Origin of the sequence: Thaumasiovibrio subtropicus, from assembly GCF_019703835.1 — a bacterium.
Taxonomy (GTDB): Bacteria; Pseudomonadota; Gammaproteobacteria; order Enterobacterales; family Vibrionaceae; genus Thaumasiovibrio; species Thaumasiovibrio subtropicus.
On sequence record NZ_AP023055.1, the window covers coordinates 723,736 to 744,590 of the forward strand.

General features: G+C 45.2%; 21 protein-coding genes. 7 read left to right on the forward strand and 14 right to left on the reverse strand.

Annotation, left to right across the window (positions count from 1 at the left end):
• Window positions 1–33: 33 nt before the first annotated feature.
• From TSUB_RS19570 to TSUB_RS19580, 3 genes are all read left to right on the forward strand, one after another.
• The gene (locus tag TSUB_RS19570; RefSeq protein WP_087023108.1) at window positions 34–564 is read left to right on the forward strand and encodes a 3'-5' exonuclease; all 531 of its coding nucleotides are present in this window, start codon (window positions 34–36) and stop codon (window positions 562–564) included.
• 52 nt (window positions 565–616) lie between these two features.
• Window positions 617–1,180, forward strand: coding sequence for a rhomboid family intramembrane serine protease (locus TSUB_RS19575; protein ID WP_159064956.1), 564 nt, complete (start codon window positions 617–619; stop codon window positions 1,178–1,180).
• Window positions 1,181–1,729: 549 nt separating this feature from the next.
• Window positions 1,730–3,490 carry a lysophospholipid acyltransferase family protein gene (locus tag TSUB_RS19580; protein WP_414718397.1) on the forward strand — a complete coding sequence of 587 codons (1,761 nt, stop codon included), beginning with the start codon at window positions 1,730–1,732 and terminating at the stop codon, window positions 3,488–3,490.
• Window positions 3,491–3,598: 108 nt separating this feature from the next.
• Here the strand turns inward: TSUB_RS19580 and TSUB_RS19585 are convergent, their stop codons facing one another.
• Complete coding sequence (locus tag TSUB_RS19585) at window positions 3,599–3,808, reverse strand: hypothetical protein (RefSeq protein ID WP_087023102.1); 210 nt, start codon at window positions 3,806–3,808, stop codon at window positions 3,599–3,601.
• 821 nt (window positions 3,809–4,629) lie between these two features.
• On the reverse strand, window positions 4,630–5,049 hold the full coding sequence (locus tag TSUB_RS19590) for an META domain-containing protein (RefSeq protein ID WP_159064955.1): 420 nt from the start codon (window positions 5,047–5,049) through the stop codon (window positions 4,630–4,632).
• 642 nt (window positions 5,050–5,691) lie between these two features.
• Between TSUB_RS19590 and ald the strand changes: the two genes are divergently transcribed.
• Entirely contained in the window at window positions 5,692–6,810 is a 1,119-nt protein-coding gene (gene ald / locus TSUB_RS19600) for an alanine dehydrogenase (RefSeq protein WP_087023096.1), read from the forward strand.
• Window positions 6,811–6,947: 137 nt separating this feature from the next.
• On the opposite strand, the gene TSUB_RS19605 is transcribed toward ald, so the two are convergent.
• From TSUB_RS19605 to TSUB_RS19625, 5 genes are all read right to left on the reverse strand, one after another.
• Window positions 6,948–7,373 (reverse strand): DUF3010 family protein, encoded by a 426-nt coding sequence (locus tag TSUB_RS19605; RefSeq protein WP_087023095.1) that lies wholly within the window; start codon window positions 7,371–7,373, stop codon window positions 6,948–6,950.
• 101 nt (window positions 7,374–7,474) lie between these two features.
• Window positions 7,475–8,356 (reverse strand): aspartoacylase, encoded by an 882-nt coding sequence (locus tag TSUB_RS19610; protein ID WP_087023093.1) that lies wholly within the window; start codon window positions 8,354–8,356, stop codon window positions 7,475–7,477.
• A 132-nt stretch (window positions 8,357–8,488) separates the two neighbouring features.
• A complete protein-coding gene (locus TSUB_RS19615; protein ID WP_087023091.1) occupies window positions 8,489–9,391 on the reverse strand; it encodes a LysR family transcriptional regulator in 903 nt (300 codons plus the stop codon).
• A 260-nt stretch (window positions 9,392–9,651) separates the two neighbouring features.
• A complete protein-coding gene (locus tag TSUB_RS19620) occupies window positions 9,652–10,116 on the reverse strand; it encodes a hypothetical protein (protein ID WP_087023089.1) in 465 nt (154 codons plus the stop codon).
• Between the two features lie 147 nt (window positions 10,117–10,263).
• Window positions 10,264–12,054: a choice-of-anchor I family protein gene (locus tag TSUB_RS19625; protein ID WP_087023087.1), complete on the reverse strand. Its 1,791-nt coding sequence runs from the start codon at window positions 12,052–12,054 to the stop codon at window positions 10,264–10,266.
• A gap of 491 nt (window positions 12,055–12,545) precedes the next feature.
• On the opposite strand from TSUB_RS19625, the gene TSUB_RS19630 reads away from it, so the two are divergent.
• Both TSUB_RS19630 and TSUB_RS19635 read left to right on the forward strand, forming a co-directional pair.
• Complete coding sequence (locus tag TSUB_RS19630; RefSeq protein WP_343231791.1) at window positions 12,546–13,877, forward strand: NCS2 family permease; 1,332 nt, start codon at window positions 12,546–12,548, stop codon at window positions 13,875–13,877.
• A gap of 254 nt (window positions 13,878–14,131) precedes the next feature.
• Window positions 14,132–14,281, forward strand: coding sequence for a hypothetical protein (locus tag TSUB_RS19635; protein WP_192867845.1), 150 nt, complete (start codon window positions 14,132–14,134; stop codon window positions 14,279–14,281).
• 154 nt (window positions 14,282–14,435) lie between these two features.
• Here TSUB_RS19635 and TSUB_RS19640 read toward each other — a convergent pair whose 3' ends face one another.
• Window positions 14,436–14,783 carry a hypothetical protein gene (locus tag TSUB_RS19640; protein WP_087021175.1) on the reverse strand — a complete coding sequence of 116 codons (348 nt, stop codon included), beginning with the start codon at window positions 14,781–14,783 and terminating at the stop codon, window positions 14,436–14,438.
• Between the two features lie 430 nt (window positions 14,784–15,213).
• Here TSUB_RS19640 and TSUB_RS19645 point away from each other — a divergent pair, with 430 nt between their 5' ends.
• Window positions 15,214–15,873, forward strand: a complete 660-nt coding sequence (locus TSUB_RS19645) for a DNA alkylation repair protein (RefSeq protein ID WP_246616520.1) — start codon at window positions 15,214–15,216, stop codon at window positions 15,871–15,873.
• Here TSUB_RS19645 and TSUB_RS19650 read toward each other — a convergent pair.
• From TSUB_RS19650 to TSUB_RS19675, 6 genes are all read right to left on the reverse strand, one after another.
• The gene (locus TSUB_RS19650) at window positions 15,860–16,516 is read right to left on the reverse strand and encodes a YoaK family protein (RefSeq protein ID WP_087021169.1); all 657 of its coding nucleotides are present in this window, start codon (window positions 16,514–16,516) and stop codon (window positions 15,860–15,862) included. The two genes, TSUB_RS19645 and TSUB_RS19650, sit on opposite strands and share 14 nt — an antisense overlap.
• A gap of 200 nt (window positions 16,517–16,716) precedes the next feature.
• The gene (locus tag TSUB_RS19655) at window positions 16,717–16,878 is read right to left on the reverse strand and encodes a hypothetical protein (protein ID WP_159064909.1); all 162 of its coding nucleotides are present in this window, start codon (window positions 16,876–16,878) and stop codon (window positions 16,717–16,719) included.
• A gap of 163 nt (window positions 16,879–17,041) precedes the next feature.
• Window positions 17,042–17,938, reverse strand: coding sequence for a cation diffusion facilitator family transporter (locus TSUB_RS19660; RefSeq protein WP_087021165.1), 897 nt, complete (start codon window positions 17,936–17,938; stop codon window positions 17,042–17,044).
• Between the two features lie 173 nt (window positions 17,939–18,111).
• Window positions 18,112–18,990 (reverse strand): LysR family transcriptional regulator, encoded by an 879-nt coding sequence (locus tag TSUB_RS19665; protein WP_087021162.1) that lies wholly within the window; start codon window positions 18,988–18,990, stop codon window positions 18,112–18,114.
• Between the two features lie 143 nt (window positions 18,991–19,133).
• Window positions 19,134–20,117: a chemotaxis protein CheV gene (locus TSUB_RS19670; RefSeq protein WP_087021159.1), complete on the reverse strand. Its 984-nt coding sequence runs from the start codon at window positions 20,115–20,117 to the stop codon at window positions 19,134–19,136.
• A 438-nt stretch (window positions 20,118–20,555) separates the two neighbouring features.
• Window positions 20,556–20,846, reverse strand: a complete 291-nt coding sequence (locus TSUB_RS19675) for a DUF406 family protein (protein WP_087021157.1) — start codon at window positions 20,844–20,846, stop codon at window positions 20,556–20,558.
• Between the last annotated feature and the right edge of the window lie 9 nt (window positions 20,847–20,855).

The following is a 20,855-nucleotide window of genomic DNA, read 5'->3' on the forward strand; positions in this document are numbered from 1 at the left end:
AATGTTGCGCAACGAAATTTAATTTGAGCTGTTATGAATTACAACCGCATTGTTTGCTTTGACCTAGAGATGTGCTGCTGGAATGACGGTCGCGAGAAGAATACAGGCGAAATCATTGAAATTGGCTTGGCTGAAATTGATCTGAAATTGGGCGAAGTGGTTAAACGTGCTCAGTATTATGTGAAGCCAGAGCATGATGATATTTCCCTGTTTTGCGTTGAGCTGACTGGCATCACGCCAAGAAAGATAGAAAAACAAGGACGACCACTGGCATCGGTACTCAAGTCGATGATTAAAAACTTTGGTGGTGCCAATAAGATATACGCTGCTTGGGGACATGATAATGATGTTTTGAAAGCTGAGTGCGAGCAGAAAGGTCTGGAGATGCCCTTTAGTGAGTACTTGAATATGGCCACGCTGTTTGGCATTCATCAACGGATGAAAACAGTGCGCTTTGGTCATAAAGCAGCGATGGAGGTGCTTGAGATTGAGTGGGAAGGGCGTCAGCATTCAGGATACGTTGATGCTTACAATTTGGCGAAACTGGCACTTAAAGTTTTATAACGGTTTGCTTTAAAATACGTTTTAGCCATTGAACAGACAAGGAGTCGTGAAGTTGAAAAAACATGTCCAATATTTAGGTGTATTCGCCGCGTTGCTGTTGATACTTACCATTGTTAATGTGTTGACCAATGGTAGTTTAAGCCACCTTGGTATCTATCCTCGATCTGCGACAGGGTTGATTGGCGTGTTTCTTTCACCGTTCATTCATAGTGGTTGGCAGCACTTCTTTAGTAATATTATCTCTTTTTCCGTACTCTCGGTTTTCTTGTTTCAGTTTGGCGAGAAGCGCTTCTATCGTGTTCTTGCTGTGAGTTGGTTGCTCACTGGGCTCTCCGTTTGGCTGCTTGCTCGCGATGCTTACCATGTTGGTTTAAGTGGTGTTATCTATGCACTGTGGAGTTACTTATTGATTTACGGCGTGATGCGTCGCTCGGTAAAGTCGATGCTCATTTCTTTCTTAATTTTGATTTTTTACGGCTCAATGGTTTTCGGTGTCTTCCCTGGGCAGGCGAGAATCAGCTTTGAAAGCCATCTGTTTGGCGCTATCGTCGGCGGCTATTTTGGTTGGCGTTATGCGCGAAAAGATAAGCGTATGGCTGATCGTGTTGTCGGATAGTCTTTGAAAGTAGATAGCCTTTGAAAGTAATTGTTAGCGTGGGGGACTGCGCTTTTATTGCCACAAGTCGTTTCTGAACTCATTATCGGCGGTTCTGTTTAGTTTACTAGCCTACCAAACAGTACCGTGCTGACAAGCCTAGTCCTATCTCTCCTTTGCTTGTTTCCTAGCCAATATCATTGTCACCTATCTGTCATCAAAGATGCATCCCACTGAAGCGAAGATGACACACATAATTCATCTTACGATTTCATACTTTTTAAGAACGTCTTCAAGGATAGACTTTAGATGTATATAAGTCGCAGATACCGTGAATAACATGAGTTAATCAGACCTAACGGTCAGCGAAAGATCGTCGTCCAGCCCATCGCATATTCAATGAACCCATATTGATTTGTATCTGCCTCTGCATCCCGAAAGTCACTTTTTCTTGCAGGTGATATGGCTAGCCTATGATGCCATGTCGCACTCAACGTAAGTGAGTTCGCTGTTTGGTAAGTGTGTTGTTGGTTAATGGCAACACTGATTTAAGAACTGTATGAGGTTATTATGGCGACTAGCCCATTTAGGCTCCCTCGAAAAACCCCGTTTGGTGTGGCTGAGCATGTCACAGAGTGGGCAACGGGACTGAAGAAGCTCAATAAATATTATCAACACCGCCCCCACAATGCATCGCTCGATCATTTTCTGCGCTATACCTTGGATGTGCTTGGTATCGACTATCAAGTTCAGCGTGGTCAACTAAACGCAGTACCCCGGCAAGGTGCAACTTTGATTGTTGCCAACCATCCTCTCGGCGCAGTAGAAGGCGTTATTCTTGCTGAGCTGATACGCAACGTCCGAAAAGATGTCAAAGTGCTCGCGAACCATTACCTAAAAAGCGTACCAGAGCTCAGTGAGCTTTTTATTGGCGTGGATGTATTCGAGGGAGAAAATGCCGTTAAGGCGAATATTCGTGCTTTACGAGAAGCGAATAAACACCTGCAAAATGGTGGCGCATTATTGGTTTTCCCGGCTGGTGAGGTATCGACGTTTGATAAGCAAAGCGGCAAGCTCTTGGATAAGGAGTGGAGCCGCTCAGTAGCAAAGATGATCCGAAAAACCAAGGCGACGACGGTGCCGATGTTCATCAACGGTCGAAACAGTAAGCCCTTCTATCTTGCTGGGAAGATTCATCCGATTTTGCGTACCTTAATGTTAGGGCGCGAACTATTGAACAAACGGAAACAGCGCATCGATATTGCGATTGGAGAAGCCATTCACTATTCAGAAGTAAAGGGGTTATCGGATGAAACTCGTCTTGTGCATTACTTGCGGCTAAATACCTATCTACTGGGCTCAACGTTCCAAATCGGGCGCAATGAACATGAAAAATGTACAACCTATGATGTTGATATTATTGAGCCAGTAGAAAAACGCAGTTTAGCGAAAGAGATCGCCGGGTTATCGCCTAGTGCATTTCTGCTGTCGCAAGGCGCATTTGATGTCTATTGTGCACCGAGTGGTGATATCCCTTTGGTTATGCGTGAGCTAGGAAGGATACGAGAAGTTAATTTTCGCGCTGTTGGCGAAGGGACGGGCCTAGAAGCAGACATCGATGCGTTTGATGGCTACTATCAGCAGTTGTTTGTTTGGGATAGGGAAAATGCCTGTATTGTTGGCGCGTACCGTCTTGGTGTAGTGAATGAACTTGTTGAAAATCATGGCATTCAAGGGCTTTATTCTCGAACACTATTTGATTATGACGAACGTTTTGTCGCCCAACTTGATGGCGCCATCGAGTTGGGACGTTCGGTTATTGCTCGCGAGTATCAACGTAGTTTGAGTGCGTTATTATTGCTGTGGAAAGGTATTGCGACATTTGCCTCGCGTCATCCTAATATCACCAAGTTGTTTGGACCCGTCAGCATTAGCAATGACTACAGCGCGCTGGCGAGAAAGTTGATCGCCGAAACCATGACGATTCATCATTATGATATTGAGCGAGCAGCATTAGTCGCACCAAGTAATCCGCTACCCGAAGAAAAGCAGGCTTTCTGGCAGCATGACATGCTATCGGCGTTACCTGATCTGCAACTGCTGGGTAAGGTGCTGGGCCGAATGGAGGATGGAAAATCAGTGCCGGTGTTGTTGAGACAATACTTGGGATTAAACGGTAAGTTGGTCTGCTTCAATGTTGACCCTGCGTTTAACAACGCGTTAGATGGGCTGATTGTCGTTGATTTACTTAAGGTGCCTGAAAAAACACTTGCCAAGTATATGGGCAAGGCAGAAACAGTCGTTTACTTGTCACACCATTGCCGTCATTGAGCTCCTAGCTCGGGCAGTTTGTACCGTGGGAGTGTCTAAGCTTATCAACAAGGCGTTGTTTTTAGGTCTCGTGGGCATAGCCAACACCGTAATTTACATTTTTGGCCGTCATATCCGACGGCCAAGCCAGTTCGCCAAGCAGTTTCCTACGATAGCAATACCCGTGCCTGAGATAATTACAATAGGCATGATGACAATGAACCCGTTGAATCGAAAGGTCTCGCGGAGTACATAAAGTAAGATCAGCCCACTCATCGCGTAGTAGAGCGAGAAGAAGATGAAAAAGGCAGGCTTTTTCAGTTTTCCTTTGTGTGTCATGAGAAGAGACTTCATACGCGATAAAAATTAATGAGTGTGTTTAAAGTCTATATGGGATTCGTTTTAACGGGTGTCCCAGAATGTTACGAGGTGTGAATAGACTGCAACGCATTAATGAATTGACATAAGCCGTCGTTTTCTCTCATTTTTTTGTGATGCGAATTTTTAATTTGTCAGCGGGCGTGAGTTAGTAGTGAATTATTACAGTATTGGGTATTAATTCGTACAGATTATGTGGAAATAGCCACCGCATTGTGCACTTTACCTGACTGATATGCATAAAAATGCATCCGGTGGTGGCTGTGTAGACAGAATGCTGATACTCGCAAGTACGATACCGCTAAAGCAAAAGTGATGATTGCTTACTAAGATGTATGTGCAATGAATACCTTAAAAATAATCTTGTCTTATTTTGTTACATTCGCTGTATCGAATCATTGAAGGCAGTGCTTTTGGGTTGGTAATCCATTGAGTTTGGTGGTTTGATGGGAAAATGAGTGTGATAGCGCTATACCTTTGCACTTGAATGGTTAGGCAGTATTCCTGCAATTAATATACTCAAGTAACCTCAAAATACATGCTCAGCGAGAATGTCTTGGTTTGTCAGCAAAGCATAGCTTTAACGGTCTCGTGGGCTAGATCGAAAGGTAGGTATACGCCCGCTAATAAGTACAGACCGCTGAGACGTAAAAGGAGAAAGGCGATTTAAGTTGGCACGCGCGACCGACAAATGAACAGAGACTTATGTCAGGAGGGCGTGCCGATGGTGAATGTTGTCACTCACGTCACCGCTAGTGAATCTTTGTCACTTGAGTATCGTGTTAGCGAGTAAACACAAAAGTATGCGCTTCACCTTTAAGGGTGACTTCACTCTCGTTTAGAAACTCTACATGGACACCCTGACTCAGTGCTTGCATAAACTGAGCTTCAATCGTTGCCACTTCATTTTGAATGCACATCATTTTAGTGCTTGCCAATGCTGGTGCAGACAAATGGGTACCATCAAGCGTCGCGTCACCGAAAAAGCGGTTGCAACCCCCAACGCCTGTAATGCGTCCGCCGGTTTCAAGGGTAAAGTTTGGCACTTGTTTGACGATCTCGGTATCGATAAAGGCACCATCGATCTGAGAAAGTTGCCATTCTTTATTAAACAACTGGTCACCGATCTTTGCTGAGTTTGAACTTGTCATACAACCTGCCAATATCAAAGCAGATGCCATTGCTGCGATTGTTTTTTTCATTATGAGCCTTTGTTGGTGTTTAAGAAAAGAATCGTGCTCACATTGGGGTGAGCCCATCAATATACTCTAGCTATCTCAAGAAACTGGTCACTTCCCAAAGGGCGAGTTTTCTAGATGCGCCATCTTTGTTACTGCTTGTCGATTTAGCCCACTAGATCTTCGAAGCAGTGCCTTGCTGACAAACTTAGAACATTTCACTGAACGAGCGCCCTGAGGTAGCTTGAGGATATGCCTAATGTGACTACTAAAATTTTACTTTAGTTCCTCAAAGGTAGCGACCATAGATTGGGCTAAGTTTCCATTTATTATGATAAATACATGTTAATTTCATGTGTTATTGCGTTAACTAACAGCAGAAAACTTCAAAACAACGCTTAATGGTGGCTGTATATGATATCGGTTTTATTGTTAATTGGCAGATGAATAGTCGGCTGATTATAATTTATTCAGGTCTTAACACTGCTAAAATGTGATTTAAGCCACATTTAACACTGTGACGGCATTCACAAATAGTTATATATTCTGCGATATATTATTTTGTTGGATGGAGTGTTCAAAGAATGGTGAAAAAACAGTGCCACATTCCGAAACTTTTCACATACTTTGTATATAACGCTCAAACAACGAAGTAGGAAGAAAGAGATGATTATCGGTGTACCTAAAGAGATTAAAGTTCATGAGTACCGTGTAGGTATGGTTCCAGCCTCTGTTAAAGAGCTGGTTTCTCATGGTCACTCTGTTTACGTGGAAACCCAAGCGGGTACCGGTATCGGTTTCAGTGATGAAGACTACGTTGCTGTTGGTGCAGAGATTCTGCCAACGGCTGCGGATGTGTTCGCCAAAGCTGAGATGATTGTTAAAGTAAAAGAGCCTCAAGCCGTTGAACGTGCAATGCTGCGTGAAGGTCAGATTCTGTTTACTTATCTACACCTTGCTCCGGACCCAGAGCAAACGCATGACCTTATCAATAGTAAAGCAGTGTGTATTGCTTACGAAACGGTTACAGATGACAAGGGCCAACTACCACTTCTCGCGCCTATGTCTGAAGTTGCTGGCCGTATGTCTATCCAAGCAGGTGCCTTTGCGCTTGAGAAATCTCGCGGTGGTCGTGGCATGCTTCTTGGCGGTGTACCTGGTGTTGAACCAGCGAAAGTTGTCGTTATTGGTGGTGGTGTTGTCGGTGCGAATGCAGCACAAATGGCTGTGGGTTTGCGCGCTGACGTAACCATCCTTGACCGCAATATCGACGTGCTGCGCTCACTTGACGCACAGTTTGCGGGTAAAGTGAAAGCGGTATACTCAACGAAAGACGCGATTGAGAAACATGTATTGGACGCAGACCTCGTCATTGGTGGTGTATTGGTGAAAGGTGCGGCTGCGCCTAAGCTCATTACTGCCGATCTCGTTAAGCGAATGAAGCCAGGTGCGGCAATTGTTGATGTGGCAATTGACCAAGGTGGTTGTGCAGAGACATCACATGCGACTACTCACAGTGAGCCGACTTACATTGTTGATGATGTGGTTCACTACTGTGTTGCAAACATGCCGGGTGCCGTCGCGCGTACTTCTACCTTCGCGCTAAATAATGCGACACTGCCATACATTGTTGCACTCGCGAACAAAGGTTATAAGCAAGCCCTACTTGACGACAAGCACCTTATGAATGGTTTGAACGTATTCAATGGCCAAATCACTTGTGAAGAAGTATCTGAAGCTTTGGATCTTCCATATGTTGCAGCAGAAGATGTCATTGTTGCTTAATTTGCAATAGTCGGTGTTGTCAGTGTGGTTTCCTCTTGCGCCACACTGATACATCCACTGTAGGCAAATTTAGGTCACAAAATAAAAACCCACACCTAGGTGTGGGTTTTTTGATACTCGGCGTAATACTTGACGTATTATTTCATGTTTAAGAAAGCAAATGCGGTGGTAAATGTATCTTCTTGGAAAGGCTTAAGGCCTACATCTTTTGCTTTCATTTTTAGAGGGTTACGCTTCAAACTGGCTTTTCTGTCTTCAAAAGAGAGGACGTTCACATTCAGCGCAGTGATCAATTGAATGGCAGCTTCTAACTTGAAACTCAAACCCGGCGCAGCGAGTTTACCTTTGCTAATGCGCTCGCCAATCACCACATTTTCTACCTGATAATCTTCCATCAGTTTGGCGAACTTGGTCTGGAAAATCTCAAGGTCTTCAGATGTGTGGGTAACCGGGATCGAAATCGCAGTAACGCGACAGTCATGAATCGCCATCATGCCTTGTTCCATTGATGCAAGAACAACAATTGCTTCATGATTTTTGATTTCTACGGCGCAAATTTTCATTGTGTAATCCTGTGAACAGTTTGGGCGGCATTATACCCGAGTCGCTTTAAATTGCGAGTCGCGACGCACACCCAATCTGTCGCCGTTAACCAGAAACGTCTTTATAGCTGAACGGTAAACTTCTCACCGAGTGACATGGCGAGATTATTGTCGTAGTAAGCCGCTTCATTAATAAAATGCGGGTAGGCTTCGTAATCGCCTTTCCAGCAGATCTCTTCGCCTGAAAAGAGTGTAAAAATTGGGTCACCGTTACGGAGAGGTTTGAAGTCGTTGTCTTGCACATTCTTATGCACCATACCAATGCGTTCACCGTTGTGATCCATCGGTAAGGTCAGGGTCTCTTTATAACGGTAGGCATCATAGTCGTCGAGCTTAGGTAACGTGCCAGCATTGACATGTTCGATGTAGTCGAGAATGTGTTGCGTCATCTCTTCCATTTCATCTAACACGTCTTGGCGAAGCACCGACTGAGGTTGCGGCCCGATTTCAACAATGACGCCTTGTTCAGCAATTGAGCTGACGAAATAGTGCTCGTCAACTGTCGACTGGTCTTCAAATACAATCACTGAAGAGGGCATCTGCTGACGAAGATACGCACCCATCTGTTTATTGTAATCATCTGATTGCAAAAGAATCAGTGTTGGACCCATGTTGCTGGTCGTATTGTGGAGATCGATGATGAGATCCGTTTTCGCATTGCCTTTCGGGCCAAGTTGCAAATTCATCACTTTTGCTCGGCTTTGCTCGTAGTTTGTCAATGCGGGGTTTTCCAAGTCACTGACTAAAAACTGGCGATTCAAATCGCAATCAAGATAGCGTTTGTTTTCTTCAAATGCTTTCGGATTGGCAAAGAGCGTTTGGGTTGAAAAACTGTCACGAATAATTTGCTCTGGGTATTGTTCCCATTTACGAAGTAGATAGATACCGCTAAATTCGTTGCCATGTGTACCGCCGACAATTGCAACTGATTCGATCTTCTTCATTTGATCTTCCTTATACCAAGTACTTTCTTTGTCGCCTGCCTAGATAGCGATAGAGAGTTTATGTAGCTATCGCGAGGCGAGTTGATAATGATTCCCAGCTTACGTGATATTTATTGCGTTTGCACTGAATTTTTATTCATTATTGTGGTTGTGCTCGTTGTAGGCTTGTTGAATAAATCGACTGAGTTCGCGGAGTTTACGCGGTACAAAGCGCAGGCTAGGAAAGGTTGCGTAAATCTTGGTTTCTTTGTGTATGTGTTCAGGTAAAACTTGATGAAGTTGTCCTGACTGCAATTGACTCGCGATAAGTAAATAAGGAACAAAAAGGATACCTTGCCCCGCTAAGCAAAGTTGGACGAGGCTTTGGGGAGAGTTAACGCTAAAGTTGCCAGATAGAGAGCGTGTATAGTGGTGACGACCATCAGTAAACTGCCACTCAAATGCGCCTTCAGTCTGTGCTTTGAACCCTAAGCAGTTATGTTGATAAAGATCTGCTGGGTGGGTCGGTGAACCATGAGTGTTGAGATAAGACGGAGAAGCGCAAGCGACCCAGCGGTGAGCAAATATCGGTTCGCTGATCATTTGTGGGTGAACACTGCTGGTCGTCGATAAAACGAGATCAAGATTGTCACTGAGCGGTAGCGATTCATGCGTTAATGTGAGGTCTAGATTGACCTGAGGGTGCTTTGCACTAAAACGGCTCAAGGCGATGGGCAGAATTATCTCTCCGTCTACGTAGGGCGCGGCCAGTTTGATGGTACCACTGAATGATAGGGGCTCAGATTGCAACGCCGTGTTCGCCGCTGTCAGCAAGGATTGCGCTTGTTGCGCGTATTCGAAGAGCGTGTTGCCTGCTTCTGTTGGCGTCAGGGTTGGAAGGTGCCGATGAAGTAATTGAGAGCTAGCTTTTCGTTCCATTGCCGCTAGCTTCTCAGTTAACTCCTGTTCAGACTGCTTAAGTTGATCTGCAGCACTGCGAACATTTCCACGTGTCACTAAGTGGTAAAAAATGATGAGGTCGTCAAACTGGGTCATAGTGCCTGCTCGTTAAGGATGGACGGATTGCGGTGTGATTGCATTGAGCATGGCAGCGATTAAAGCGTTTTTTTGAAGTGGAAGTCGCGCTGAAGACGTGGTGCGGTGAGGGAATTCAGGGTTATGTATAGTTTTAATGGTGGCTATGTGAGTCTAAGGACACTGTCTTGCGAGCGAGTTCCCAAAAAGGCAGAGCGAAGACCCAACTGAGTGAAGCGAGTGTTGGGTCAACGAACAAAAGAGTGAGGGCGTTAAAAGACTTACTGCAGTAGAGACTGCGCGGCTGTGTTTGGATCGATTTCTGCGCTACCGATGCATTCTGAGATTTGCTCTACTTGGTCGAGGTTGTCGATACGACTCATGATGTGCTCTAACGCAAGGCAAGCACCGTAATACTGACTGTGAGACTCTAAGTTGTCTGCAGTCAGCCCTCCAGTTTTATCATTAGTACGTGCAAGGCAGCGCTCGTGGGGTAGGGCGAGCTCAGCTAAACATTGGGTACGCGAAATATTGTAGCAGCCGATGTAGCTAGGCTGATCGCAAAAGATGCTACGGCCATTTTTTTCCAGTTTTTCTGTCATGATGTCCACGACAAGAGTATCGACATTCAGTACTTGCTCAGCGGGTTCAGGGTGACTGATTGCGGCTTCTTTAGCGCTACTCTCATCGTCTGTTGATGCACAGCCTGTGATTGCCAATGCCATTACTAAGTAAAGGTATTTCATGGTCTTAACGTCCTTGATAGATGAATCAACCGAGTATACCAGCTTGAATGAATAAGAAACGCGCGGATTTTAAGATTGCGCGACCAAGTTAAAAAAACGCCCCAACAAATATTGGGGCGTTGTGATTAGAAAGGATTGACTGGGCGGTTAGAAGTCGATGCGAAACACAGACGTTGTGCCACTGACTTCATTACCGACAGCAAGGAAATGCTGCCCAGTGCGCTCGAAATGCACAATTGACTCTGGTCCTAGATCGCCAGCGGCTGGATTGTAGGTGCCACTTTCGCACTCACCATCTTCATTGACTTCACTACAAACGTTGTATTCAAAATGACGATTGTTGAGGTAGGTGACAAAGTGGGCGTGCTGCGGATCTGTGACATCGTAGGCCATAATGCCACCTTGGCGCTCTAACCCGATAAAGGCATAGTAACGATCGTTGATGTTCGCGACGGTGATTGCTTCTGGTTCTACCCCCTTATCATCACTGCGGTCATCAGCACTGCTGTTGCTGTCATTGGTGCTGTTGAGATGCAAGCGATCTGCCGCGAAAACGATATGGGCAAATTGAGAACCACTGTCGAATACAAGCTGGCCATCAGCATTGAAGATTGAGAAAGAGCGCGCGCCAAACGCTTGTACAGGCTCATCTGCACTTAACATGCCTTCAGGTTTTATGACTTTGAGTCGACCAAGTTGTTTCTTGTCTGCAAGCGCTTCTGCGAGTGGGTGTGCCGGGTCAACGTTAAGTTTTGCGCCACGAACTTCATCAAGGTAAACGATACACAAGTCCTGTTCTGTTTGATAGGCGTCAGTCCCTGCAAAATCATCACCATCCCATTTGTATCCGGCTTCATCGCAATTGAACTGTGTGGTGTCAAAGCCGTATTCACGACCATCCCCTTCGTTTGCTGTCACGATAAAGGTTTCGCCATTTACTGTGTAAGTTGCAATGCTATCTGGCATGAACAGGCCTTCTAACCCCTGATAGCGTTGAAAGTTGCCGATGAGTTTGTCTTTATTTGAAGCATCAAGGGAGTATTCTCCCCAAGATTTGCTGCCTAGTCCCCAAATAGTATCTACCGTGGCAGAATTAACATCTATTGTCGCGATGGCATTGTTTTCTTGCATTGCAACGTAGAGCTTACCGTTGTCAGCGAAGGCTAAATACTCAGGCTCTAGGTCTTGCGCAACAGTGGCATTCGGCGCGGAAATTCGCACATTTTTACCCAGACTACTATGGCGATGCTCTCCGCGATTAAAAGCGCGGAAGTCGATTTGATGTACGATGGCATTGCCGAATCCGGCTTGTACATCAATGAGCGTGACACTGCCTTCAGGGTCATCACTATAACGGTCGTTTGGCTCGCCTTCGTTGGCTGATGCGATGTAACGTCCATCTTTGGAGAAGCTGACCATGTCGGGTAGCGCTCCGGCTGGGTACGTCGCGACTAGGCTTAAATCGTCAGCGCGGTAAACGGCGATAATGCCATCACGTTGCTTGTTGGCATTTTCAATTGCGACGGCGACGTAGCCTTCATAGGTGGACACACTGTTCGCCGCACCGATGTTAATCCCCGCTTGTTGTCCAGCTAGAGTGAGATCAATGTAGCTGTTGCTACTTGGCTTGCTGTTTTCATCAAGGCGTAATACGTCGACACGTGCAGCCTGCGCATTAACAACAAAGAGCTGGTCAGTACAAGCATCATAGTTAACGATTTCGGCTGCCGAGCTATCAAACTCAGCACGGGCAGTATGGGTGCCGACTAAGGTGAGGCCGCTAATTGACATTTCTGAATGTGGTGCGGCTTTTGCACTCTGGCAACTTACAGCGGTCGCTTTAACGGCTGTTTGCTTTTCAGTATGGGTTTCCGTGGTACACCCAGCAGTGAGGGTGAGAGTACATGCCGCAGCGAGCGCAGAGTACTTAAGCTTCATTTTCGAATCCTTGAGTAATGAGAGAACCTAGATTTATTGAGAAATCACCATAATTACAATTTGTTACAACTGTATTTAATGTAAATGATTTGTTTTGCTTTTGTAATGCTGCGCAAACGTTTGCCTTGTGATGTAGATCTCTAATTGACGCCTTTCTCTAACTATCTGATTTGTCGATAGTGAATCAGTGTGTTCGATAGCGCCATGTCTAGAACCACGGAATATGAAATGTTAATTGTTTGGGATTGTAATATATTGGATTTATTCATGATATTGAGATTTTTATCTTAAAAGATACAATTCGCCGCGATCTACCTATTAAGCGGTAATAAGCCCCAAATTTCTCTGTGCTGGCTAGCCGGCATGCCACAGTTTACGGCTGTTTCGAATACGTGTTTTGCGGATTTGCTTAATTGGTAGTCTTCACATCATGCGACTGGTTGGATGTTGCGCCCAGCGATGAAGATTTGATTAGCAGAATAGGTATCAGAGTGAACATTGAAGCTTTCTTCAAAATATCAGAACGCAAAACCTCAGTAGGAACCGAGGTTTATGCTGGCTTTATCACCTTTTTGGCGATGAGCTATATTCTCGCGGTTAACCCCGCCATACTCGGAGACATTCCGGGGATGGACCATGGAGCGGTGTTTACAGCGACTGCAGTAGCCGCAGCGCTGGCGACGTTGATAATGGGGGTGTTTGGCAACTACCCTGTTATGCTAGCGCCGGGCATGAGCATGAATGGCTTCTTCAAAGGTATGCTACTGAGTGGGGCTATTTCGCTCGTTTGGCATGAGGCGATGTTTGGTATCTTTCTTTCGGGCATTGTCTATTTGATTTTCTCGATGACCAAGATTCGTCAGCAGATGATTGAAGCGATTCCTGAAGATCTCAAGTTGGCGATATCTGTGTCATTAGGCCTTTTCATTGCATTTCTGGGCCTCAAAAATGCCGGTATCATCGTGTCGAACCCTATCATTCTGGTGAGTATGGGGAATATCAGTGATCCTCAGGTCATGATTGCGTATATCAGTATCTTTATCGCTTTGGCTTGTATGATCCGCAGTATTAAACTGGCCACATTTATCTCATTTGTTTCGGCTATTATCCTCACCATTCTGGCCGATTGGGTACTAGGTACAAACTACGCGCCCTTACCCGACGAAATTATGTCACTACCGCCGAGTGTGATGCCTTCATTTGGTGCCATTTTTGATCTCTCTGGCTTTACGGCAGAAAAGTGGATGGATCTGCTGTTTGTTATTGTGATTTTCTTCATCGTCGACTTTTTTGATGGTTTAAGCACCATCGTGGGTGTGGGGCGCGATGCTGGCATCATCACCAAAGACGGCAAAGTGCCTAATGCGCGTTCAGCATTAGTTGCTGATGCGGGTGGTACCGTCATCGGCGCCGTGTTAGGAACGACATCGATTACCGCGTTTTCAGAATCGGGTATTGCCTCTTCGCAAGGCGCACGAACAGGTTTAGCCGCGGTAGTTGCGTCTGTTCTGTTTATCGCATCACTGTTCTTCTTCCCTCTGTTTTCGATTTTTTCAGCAGCTATGGTTGCACCTGCCATGGTGGTTATTGGTGTTTACATGATTGGCCGACTGGGCGATATCGACTGGAGTAAAATGGAATCGCGAATCGCGGCATTCTTTACGATCATGTTTACCTTATTGAGCTTCTCGCCAGCGAACGGTATGGCGATGGGCTTTATTAGCTATGCATTCTCTATGCTTGTTGCGGGCAAGGGCAGAGAAGTACACCCTCTAATTTATGGGTTGTCGGTGCTGTTTGTTGGTTACCTATTGTTGACATAATCGCGGTTTAATGGTCTTAAGGCGCACTCACCGTGCGCCTTTTTTATTGGATAAATTTGAGTCCAATGCCTCTGGCAGCCGCTCTTTATTGCTCGCCGACAGGTTGCGGAGTGAGGTAACGTGAGTGCTCAACAACGTTAAAACACATTCGTACATCCTGACAGAGTTAGCGGTAAATTAATGTGCAAAAGGTGCCAGTTTTTCCTGAGAAGCAACTAATATTAAAGAGCCAGTTGTTTTAGTTGGGAGGCATTATGGAATTACGTAATGAACGTGGTGAGCGGACATATCTTGCAGACGATTTAACTCTGAGAGAGTTAGCTGAAATGGGTATGTCGATCGAGCTTACCGACAAACAGCAAAACCCTTACGAGCACTGGGAAAGCGTACCGAAAGAAGAGTAGTAATAACATCAACTTTAGAGTGCGATTGTCTCGTCACATGGATATGTGTGAATAAGAATGGCCTGTTTATACAGGCCCTTATTTTTACTGGAGGTCAATCCTGCGTTACCTAGTCCAATATGGGTTACAAGATTGAGGGAAAACACCATCGATATTAGAAGGGGACAAAAATATCGCTACTCTCGTTGTCAGCACTACTGATAGGGAGAGGTTGACAGACTTGTGGCACAAGTTGACTTTTTATCACTGCAAATGAGTTCACCAACTGTTGGTGGTCTGTGTGTGTCTGCTGAGAAAGTTGGTGTTCAATACGCGCTAACGTCATTAAGGGTGTTGTGCATTCTAGGGCTTTAACGGTATCAGATACACCCATCGCGTACCCCAAGCAAAGAGATTCGTTGTGATAGTTTTCCATGCATGAATCGAAATAGGCTTTAGAGGCGCTAGTATTGGCAAATGTATTCAAACTAATTAGTACGGCAAGTAAAAGGGTATATTTCATAGGCTTTCCTCTTTGACTACCTTTAAAGATCACATCACTGCGCAAGGTGTGGTGTGAGTTGTTACAACCCATCTTATTAAAATCTGTATTCTTACGATTGGGTCTTACTATAATATTGGTCAAAATCGACAGACTTGTCATGAAGTCGGTCACACTCTGTGGTTTTGTATATACAAAATTCTATCTTTATCACATTGTTTTTCTTGGAACTCAGTCATGCTTGTGCTCTCCATCGTTGTGACGTTTTCCAATCTATTTGGCCCTCCGATACTTTTATCACAAACCTCGAAGGTGTCGCTGTGCAAGTAACTTGAGCGATGCTTGAGCACAAATATTTGATCATGAATGTTGCGTTAAGTTGGGTATAATAGCAGGCAGTTATCACTCTACTGGTATATTTATGTCGTTTGTATTTCCTATGGTTATTTTTATGCAGAAAAAGTTGGCTGAGCAGGCTGACGATCAGAAGGCACGTGAAATGCGAGCCTACATGAAAATAGCGACGCCTTTTTACGGAGTGCAATCACCAGAGAGAAAAGCGATATTCAAAGAAGCCCGAGCGCACACGACAATAGATAACTTAGAGCAATTTGGTGCTCTTGTGAGGTGGTTGTGGTGCGGAAATTTTCGTGAAGAGCAATATCTCGCACTCGATGTTGCTGAGCATTACAAAAAGTTGCGTACTGTTGAAGCGTTTCCTCTTTTTGTGGAACTACTTGAAAGTGCTGACCATTGGGATACGCTCGATAAGATCGCGTCTAATTTGATTGGTCCACTTCTCCTCAAAGATCCGAGTTTGAAATCCCATATCCTCACTTGGCGCGAATCTGAAAATATGTGGCTAAGACGCGCATCCTTACTTGTTCACCTGAAGCATAAAGACGCAACAGATGTTGAGCTGCTTACAGAGACCATCGGTATGCTCGCGGAGGAAGATGCGTTTTTTATTCGCAAAGCGATTGGGTGGGTACTGCGTGAATACAGTAAGACAGACCCGACGTTTGTGCGTGAGTTTTTGAAAGTGCAACCCTTATCTCCGCTCTCTTATCGAGAAGCGAACCGTATTATGATTTCAATTAACGCACTTTAAATTGATAGCTGACCGCTGCTAACAGCACGATACTGGCTGGAATGAGCATGGCAAGTAAGCCTAACGCATTGAGAGAAAGTGCACCCGATACAGCGCCAAGTGAGAACGCGACTAGAATTGCGGATTGCATGATGACTTGGCGTCCATTCACTGAAGCGCCACTAATACGTTGCCCAATGGCTGCACCTAGGTCAGAAATAATGCCTGTTAAGTGAGTTGTTCTAATAACCGAACCACTGTAGGTAGCAATCATGGCATTCTGTAAGCCACATGCAAATGAGGCGAGTAACTCACCTGTTAAGCGATGCTGATAAAAATAGTACGTTGCGGCATAGAGGGCGATCGCTTCTATAAAAAGTGCAATACCATAACGTCGTCCTTGCCTTAATGCTTCGTTCTTAACGATAACGCCACTGGTCACTGCGCCAAGTAGAAACATGCCAACAATGCTGAGTAAATAGTGGGTCGTTGAGTCGCTGGCGGTGTCATGCACTAGGCTATTCATGGCTTGAGTGATGGTACCTGTGACATGAGAGGCGGCATTGTTAGAAAAAGTGAGCAATGCGATGGCGTTGATACTGCCTGCGCTGAAGGCAAGCAAAACAGCACCGAGTAAAATCCACAAAGGAATGCGAGTGAGCATGAATGAAAGAGGCCCTCGACGTTAGAGTTAAAGTGTGCAAACGGATAGGTATTGAGAGTCAGTTGCGAGATTACACTCTACCACTATTGAAAGCTTGGCGTGATGATGAAAATAGAAAAATAAGATTTTCTAATGATTAACAGTGTGTGGTAGGGGAGTAGACCTCCCCCAAACTGAAGTTGTTAGAGTCAGACGTTAGATTATCGTTTACTCATGACAAGGGTATCGAAGTAAAGGAAGTCTTCGCCGTGGTCGCGTTTTCTTTTCTGTTTCACACGCTTCTGTTGGTTAGAGATTTCGCTTTCAGAACGTCGAGTGCGGGTTTTCGCACTTGTGTTGACCCATTGTTCCCAATTACTCATAGCAGTCTTGTATCACCAAAGGTTAATCGCATCGCTACATTACGCGCTGGACTTAACCTTGTCTATCTAGGGTTTTTCATATTCCCAATTAGTTTTACTTATGGATAGCTATCGAGTATTGAGTTAATAAATTATCCCGTTTTCAGTGTGCGCAATGATACCGCTAACGTGCAACATTGAGTGTGAGTTGTAACTGAAATGGCAACGCAGACAAACGACGTTTAAGCGCTTTCCGGGTGCGTTCTATATCTGCAATCTGGATCGATTGTGCCTTTTCGGTGTGGATATCGATGTTTACACGTAGCTCTCGACCTACTTTCGTCACCGCGGCAAGTTCGATACTTTGCTGTGCTTGCTCAGATACCGCAGAGACCTCTTGGTTTACCTGCTGACAAATCGCTGAAGCTGGCCGCATCATCAGTAACTCTCGTAGGGCATCTTTAAGCATCAAAAGCGGCACCTTAATGAAGTAGAATGACATGAGACACATCATTAATGGATCGGCGTACACCGCATAAGCCTGTGCAGGTGAGAGTGTAATGAACCATGCGAGAACGAAGCCAGCAGTAACCGCGACACTCAGTAGTGTGTCCATTTTCCATTGGCTTGCTTCCGCTTCAATCAAACCTGAAGAAAAGCGTTTGCTCTTTCGAGCGATGTACCACCAGGCGTAACCACAACCTGCGACATTGACCACACCAAATAGCGTTGCTATCGACGCATCAACTTCCCGGCCGCCTGTAAATAGCGCGGTAACGGCAGAGTAAAGCGATACAGTGACGATAGCCAAGATAACGGTGGCTTTAATGGTAATGACAATGGGCTCTAGGATTGCTCGGCCAAAAGGAAAACTGTCGTCAGAGGGTTTATCAATAAAGCGGGATGCGGCGAGCGACAATAAAGTTAACAGCAGGCTGACAAGGGAATAGACCCCGTCAAAAACGATAACGAGTGAACCAACCCAGAGTCCAAGAACAAGGCCTCCAATTGCAAAGCCTGATGCTAACAGGGCAGAGAAGGAGAGGACACGACTTTCATTTTGGCTTGTTCTGGCACACATACAATATCTCGGTTACTAACACGCGATCTATTGTTAGGTCTAAATGGCGATTTGACAATCAACCATTTGGCCACCAGTGGAGACTATGTGCATACTCGCATTGATATTGTTTAAATATCAATAGCTTATATTAATCCTTATATGTCAAAATAATTGACGCTCAGTGATTTTGTCTAGAAATCAAACAGAAACTCACTGACTTTATCGGCAAGCCAACTCATCCCAGGATGCTCGGTCATGCCGGCTGACATAAACATGCAATATTCTTCTTGAGTCAGCCCATAGGTATGCTTAATAACCGCGAGCTCTTCTTTTCTTAGCAAAGATCGAATTAATGGTTCAGGCAGTACGCCCCAAGCATCTTCGGTTCGAATGGTATTTAGCATATAGTCAAAGCTAGAAAAACCGATGTAACGGCGCGAAAATGGCTGAAGTTCTGGGTTGTCTTTTTCGTTGAGGTATGCAATAGAGGCTTGCATGGCTTCCCGTAAGTCCTCATCGCTGACACGTCGTTTCAGACTCAATGGATGGCCAGCATTACAGACGGACATCATGCGAATTTTACCAATTGGTTGATAGACAATGCGTGGATCTTCGACACGTTCATAATCGACCCCAAAAGCAAAGTCGACTTGCTGTGTTTCGACTAAGTTAGCCAAATCGCCGCTGGAAGCAAGTACGATATTGAAAGACGTCGCGGGAAACTTGTTATTCAGCTGGTGCGCGAGATCTTGCCAAAATTCATCGGGTAAAGAATCATCACGTGCAATCCAAATCTCTGCGTTGAACTCGCCAGACACTTGTAGACAAGTCTGCTTTATTCGTGACGCTGTCACTAAAAGGTTTTCACAATCTTTATAGATCGCTTTACCTGCTTCGGATAGGGCGAGGTGGTTGCCGCTGCGATCAAACAACGCAATATCGAGCTCTTTTTCTAGCGCTTTTATCGCCATGCTGAGTTTGGTTCGGTTGCACTCTAAACTCCGCGCTGCTTCAGAGACGGAACTAAGATCGGCAATGCGGCAAAATGCCTCAATTTGAGATAAATTCATGATTCGATGCGTTAAATTGGTACGACGTAAGTGCCACTCAGTATAACAAAGCTGAGATTACGTCAAAGCGAGTTTATGAAAATTTGAGGATACGCGGGAGAGGCTTGGAACGCCGCTGCAGTCAACCTGCAGCGGACGTGTGATTAGTCGGTAAAAATATACTGATCTACCATGGTAATCATGCGACCGATTTCCGGTTTGGTGATGGTATCATTCGCGCCCAGTTGCAACGCTTTGGTTCTGTTGTCGTCACTCATTAGAGATGAAAACATGATAATCGGGGTGGTTTTGTAAGTTTCATTCTCGCGAAGACGCTTGACCAAGTGCATACCATCCATGCGAGGCATCTCTACATCACTGACAACACCGTTAACAAGCTCGCCAATCGGCACGTTTTCGTCTTTGGAGATCCTTTCGAACTCCATCAGTTTCTCGTAGGCTTCGCCGCCATCTTTTGCAGAAATGATATTATAGCCAGCGGAACGAAGGGTATTCTCAATGAGGCTTCGAATAAACGCGGAGTCGTCGACAACGAGAATGGTCTTGGATTCGCGCTTTGTTACCATACGTGTGTTTAAATCGACCGAACGGTCGTAACTGACATCGTACTTTTCCATACTCAGCTCTGGGTTGATATCTGAGATAATCTTTTCGAAGTCGAGAATCATGATCAGCTTGCCTTCTTGGCGAACGACGGCGACGACACAATCATGCTGACCTGTTTCAAGAAACTGGCTGGGTGATTCGACACTTTCCCACGAGATGCGGTGAATTCGACTAATGCTGTCAATCAAGAAGCCATTGGTCATGTTGTTGAAATCAGTGACGATAACAAACTTGTGTTTGATATCCTGTTTTGTCGGTACACCGAGCCAACCAGCCAAATCGACAAGGGGGGTAAGTTTCTCACGGGAAGAGAAAACGCCAATCATGTGAGGTTGGGCGTTTGGGTAATCGGTTGTCTCGGGAACTTGGATAACTTCACGTACCTTAGCGACGTTGATACCGTAGTAACAGGTTTTTTCAGAGCCGTCAGGCATCTGTTTACGAAGATGGAACTCGATGATTTCGAGTTCGTTTGTGCCACTTTCCGTTAATATTGTGCTGCTTAAATCAGTGCTGCTCATAGTTCCCACATTACTGTTTGATTTTTAGAAGGCGACGCCGTAGATCAAGAGTATAGTAAAAGGTGTCGGCCAACATGCAACAAGTCTTTAATTTCCTTTTTACTTGTCGCGAAATCTAAGCTTGTATGCGCTACGGAACCACGGGTAACGGTGCTGAAAACCGTGAAGTGCTGACGCAGGTGAAAACCGCAATGCTACTCGTCTAGATTGAATCTTCACTAGAAAGAGCAAACTCTATCCTACTGAAAACTCAATTTAATCATACTTCAGAGTATTGTCTATGCCTTATCACGTGCTAATTGATAGATTTATAGACTCGATAGACCTCAAGATGCAGGAATTGGGAAGTGGGACCGGAAATGAGCGCGGTTTCGTGAGCAAGACATCTTGAAAAAGGAGGTGAGATGTCAACCGCGCTGTTTAGATTAGCTGGTCAGATTAAACGATTGAGCGACTGCGTAGTTCGAAGATGAGCTTTTCGGCGCTACACTCAAACTGAATGCGTGTCTCTTGTTTGCCATCGGTATAGGCGGCTGATTCTGCTTTAAAGCGGCTATTTACTTCTGTGGCAAGTTGAAGGTATTTATCAAGCTCAACTTTTGCTTGAGCTTCGTTTTCTGCCATCACGGTCACTGTCGCGACGTCATCACCTGCTTTGATGACAAAGCCCATCTCAGCGCTTACACCGCATGCCTCACAGGTTTGGTATTGGTTATCGATTTCTGACATAGTGATATT

What these genes read in the sequence shown, in the direction of transcription:
- TSUB_RS19605 (WP_087023095.1), bottom strand. Translation starts at nt 7,373, where the DNA reads ATGAAAATTTGCGCCGTAGAAATCAAAAATCATGAAGCAATTGTTGTT.
- TSUB_RS19620 (WP_087023089.1), bottom strand. Translation starts at nt 10,116, where the DNA reads ATGAAATACCTTTACTTAGTAATGGCATTGGCAATCACAGGCTGTGCA.
- TSUB_RS19660 (WP_087021165.1), bottom strand. Translation starts at nt 17,938, where the DNA reads ATGTGTGCCAGAACAAGCCAAAATGAAAGTCGTGTCCTCTCCTTCTCT.
- TSUB_RS19675 (WP_087021157.1), bottom strand. Translation starts at nt 20,846, where the DNA reads ATGTCAGAAATCGATAACCAATACCAAACCTGTGAGGCATGCGGTGTA.
- TSUB_RS19625 (WP_087023087.1), bottom strand. Translation starts at nt 12,054, where the DNA reads ATGAAGCTTAAGTACTCTGCGCTCGCTGCGGCATGTACTCTCACCCTC.
- TSUB_RS19585 (WP_087023102.1), bottom strand. Translation starts at nt 3,808, where the DNA reads ATGACACACAAAGGAAAACTGAAAAAGCCTGCCTTTTTCATCTTCTTC.
- TSUB_RS19610 (WP_087023093.1), bottom strand. Translation starts at nt 8,356, where the DNA reads ATGAAGAAGATCGAATCAGTTGCAATTGTCGGCGGTACACATGGCAAC.
- TSUB_RS19570 (WP_087023108.1), top strand. Translation starts at nt 34, where the DNA reads ATGAATTACAACCGCATTGTTTGCTTTGACCTAGAGATGTGCTGCTGG.
- TSUB_RS19645 (WP_246616520.1), top strand. Translation starts at nt 15,214, where the DNA reads ATGCAGAAAAAGTTGGCTGAGCAGGCTGACGATCAGAAGGCACGTGAA.
- TSUB_RS19615 (WP_087023091.1), bottom strand. Translation starts at nt 9,391, where the DNA reads ATGACCCAGTTTGACGACCTCATCATTTTTTACCACTTAGTGACACGT.
- TSUB_RS19650 (WP_087021169.1), bottom strand. Translation starts at nt 16,516, where the DNA reads ATGCTCACTCGCATTCCTTTGTGGATTTTACTCGGTGCTGTTTTGCTT.
- TSUB_RS19640 (WP_087021175.1), bottom strand. Translation starts at nt 14,783, where the DNA reads ATGAAATATACCCTTTTACTTGCCGTACTAATTAGTTTGAATACATTT.
- TSUB_RS19670 (WP_087021159.1), bottom strand. Translation starts at nt 20,117, where the DNA reads ATGAGCAGCACTGATTTAAGCAGCACAATATTAACGGAAAGTGGCACA.
- TSUB_RS19655 (WP_159064909.1), bottom strand. Translation starts at nt 16,878, where the DNA reads ATGAGTAATTGGGAACAATGGGTCAACACAAGTGCGAAAACCCGCACT.
- TSUB_RS19590 (WP_159064955.1), bottom strand. Translation starts at nt 5,049, where the DNA reads ATGAAAAAAACAATCGCAGCAATGGCATCTGCTTTGATATTGGCAGGT.
- TSUB_RS19665 (WP_087021162.1), bottom strand. Translation starts at nt 18,990, where the DNA reads ATGAATTTATCTCAAATTGAGGCATTTTGCCGCATTGCCGATCTTAGT.
- TSUB_RS19580 (WP_414718397.1), top strand. Translation starts at nt 1,730, where the DNA reads ATGGCGACTAGCCCATTTAGGCTCCCTCGAAAAACCCCGTTTGGTGTG.
- ald (WP_087023096.1), top strand. Translation starts at nt 5,692, where the DNA reads ATGATTATCGGTGTACCTAAAGAGATTAAAGTTCATGAGTACCGTGTA.
- TSUB_RS19635 (WP_192867845.1), top strand. Translation starts at nt 14,132, where the DNA reads ATGGAATTACGTAATGAACGTGGTGAGCGGACATATCTTGCAGACGAT.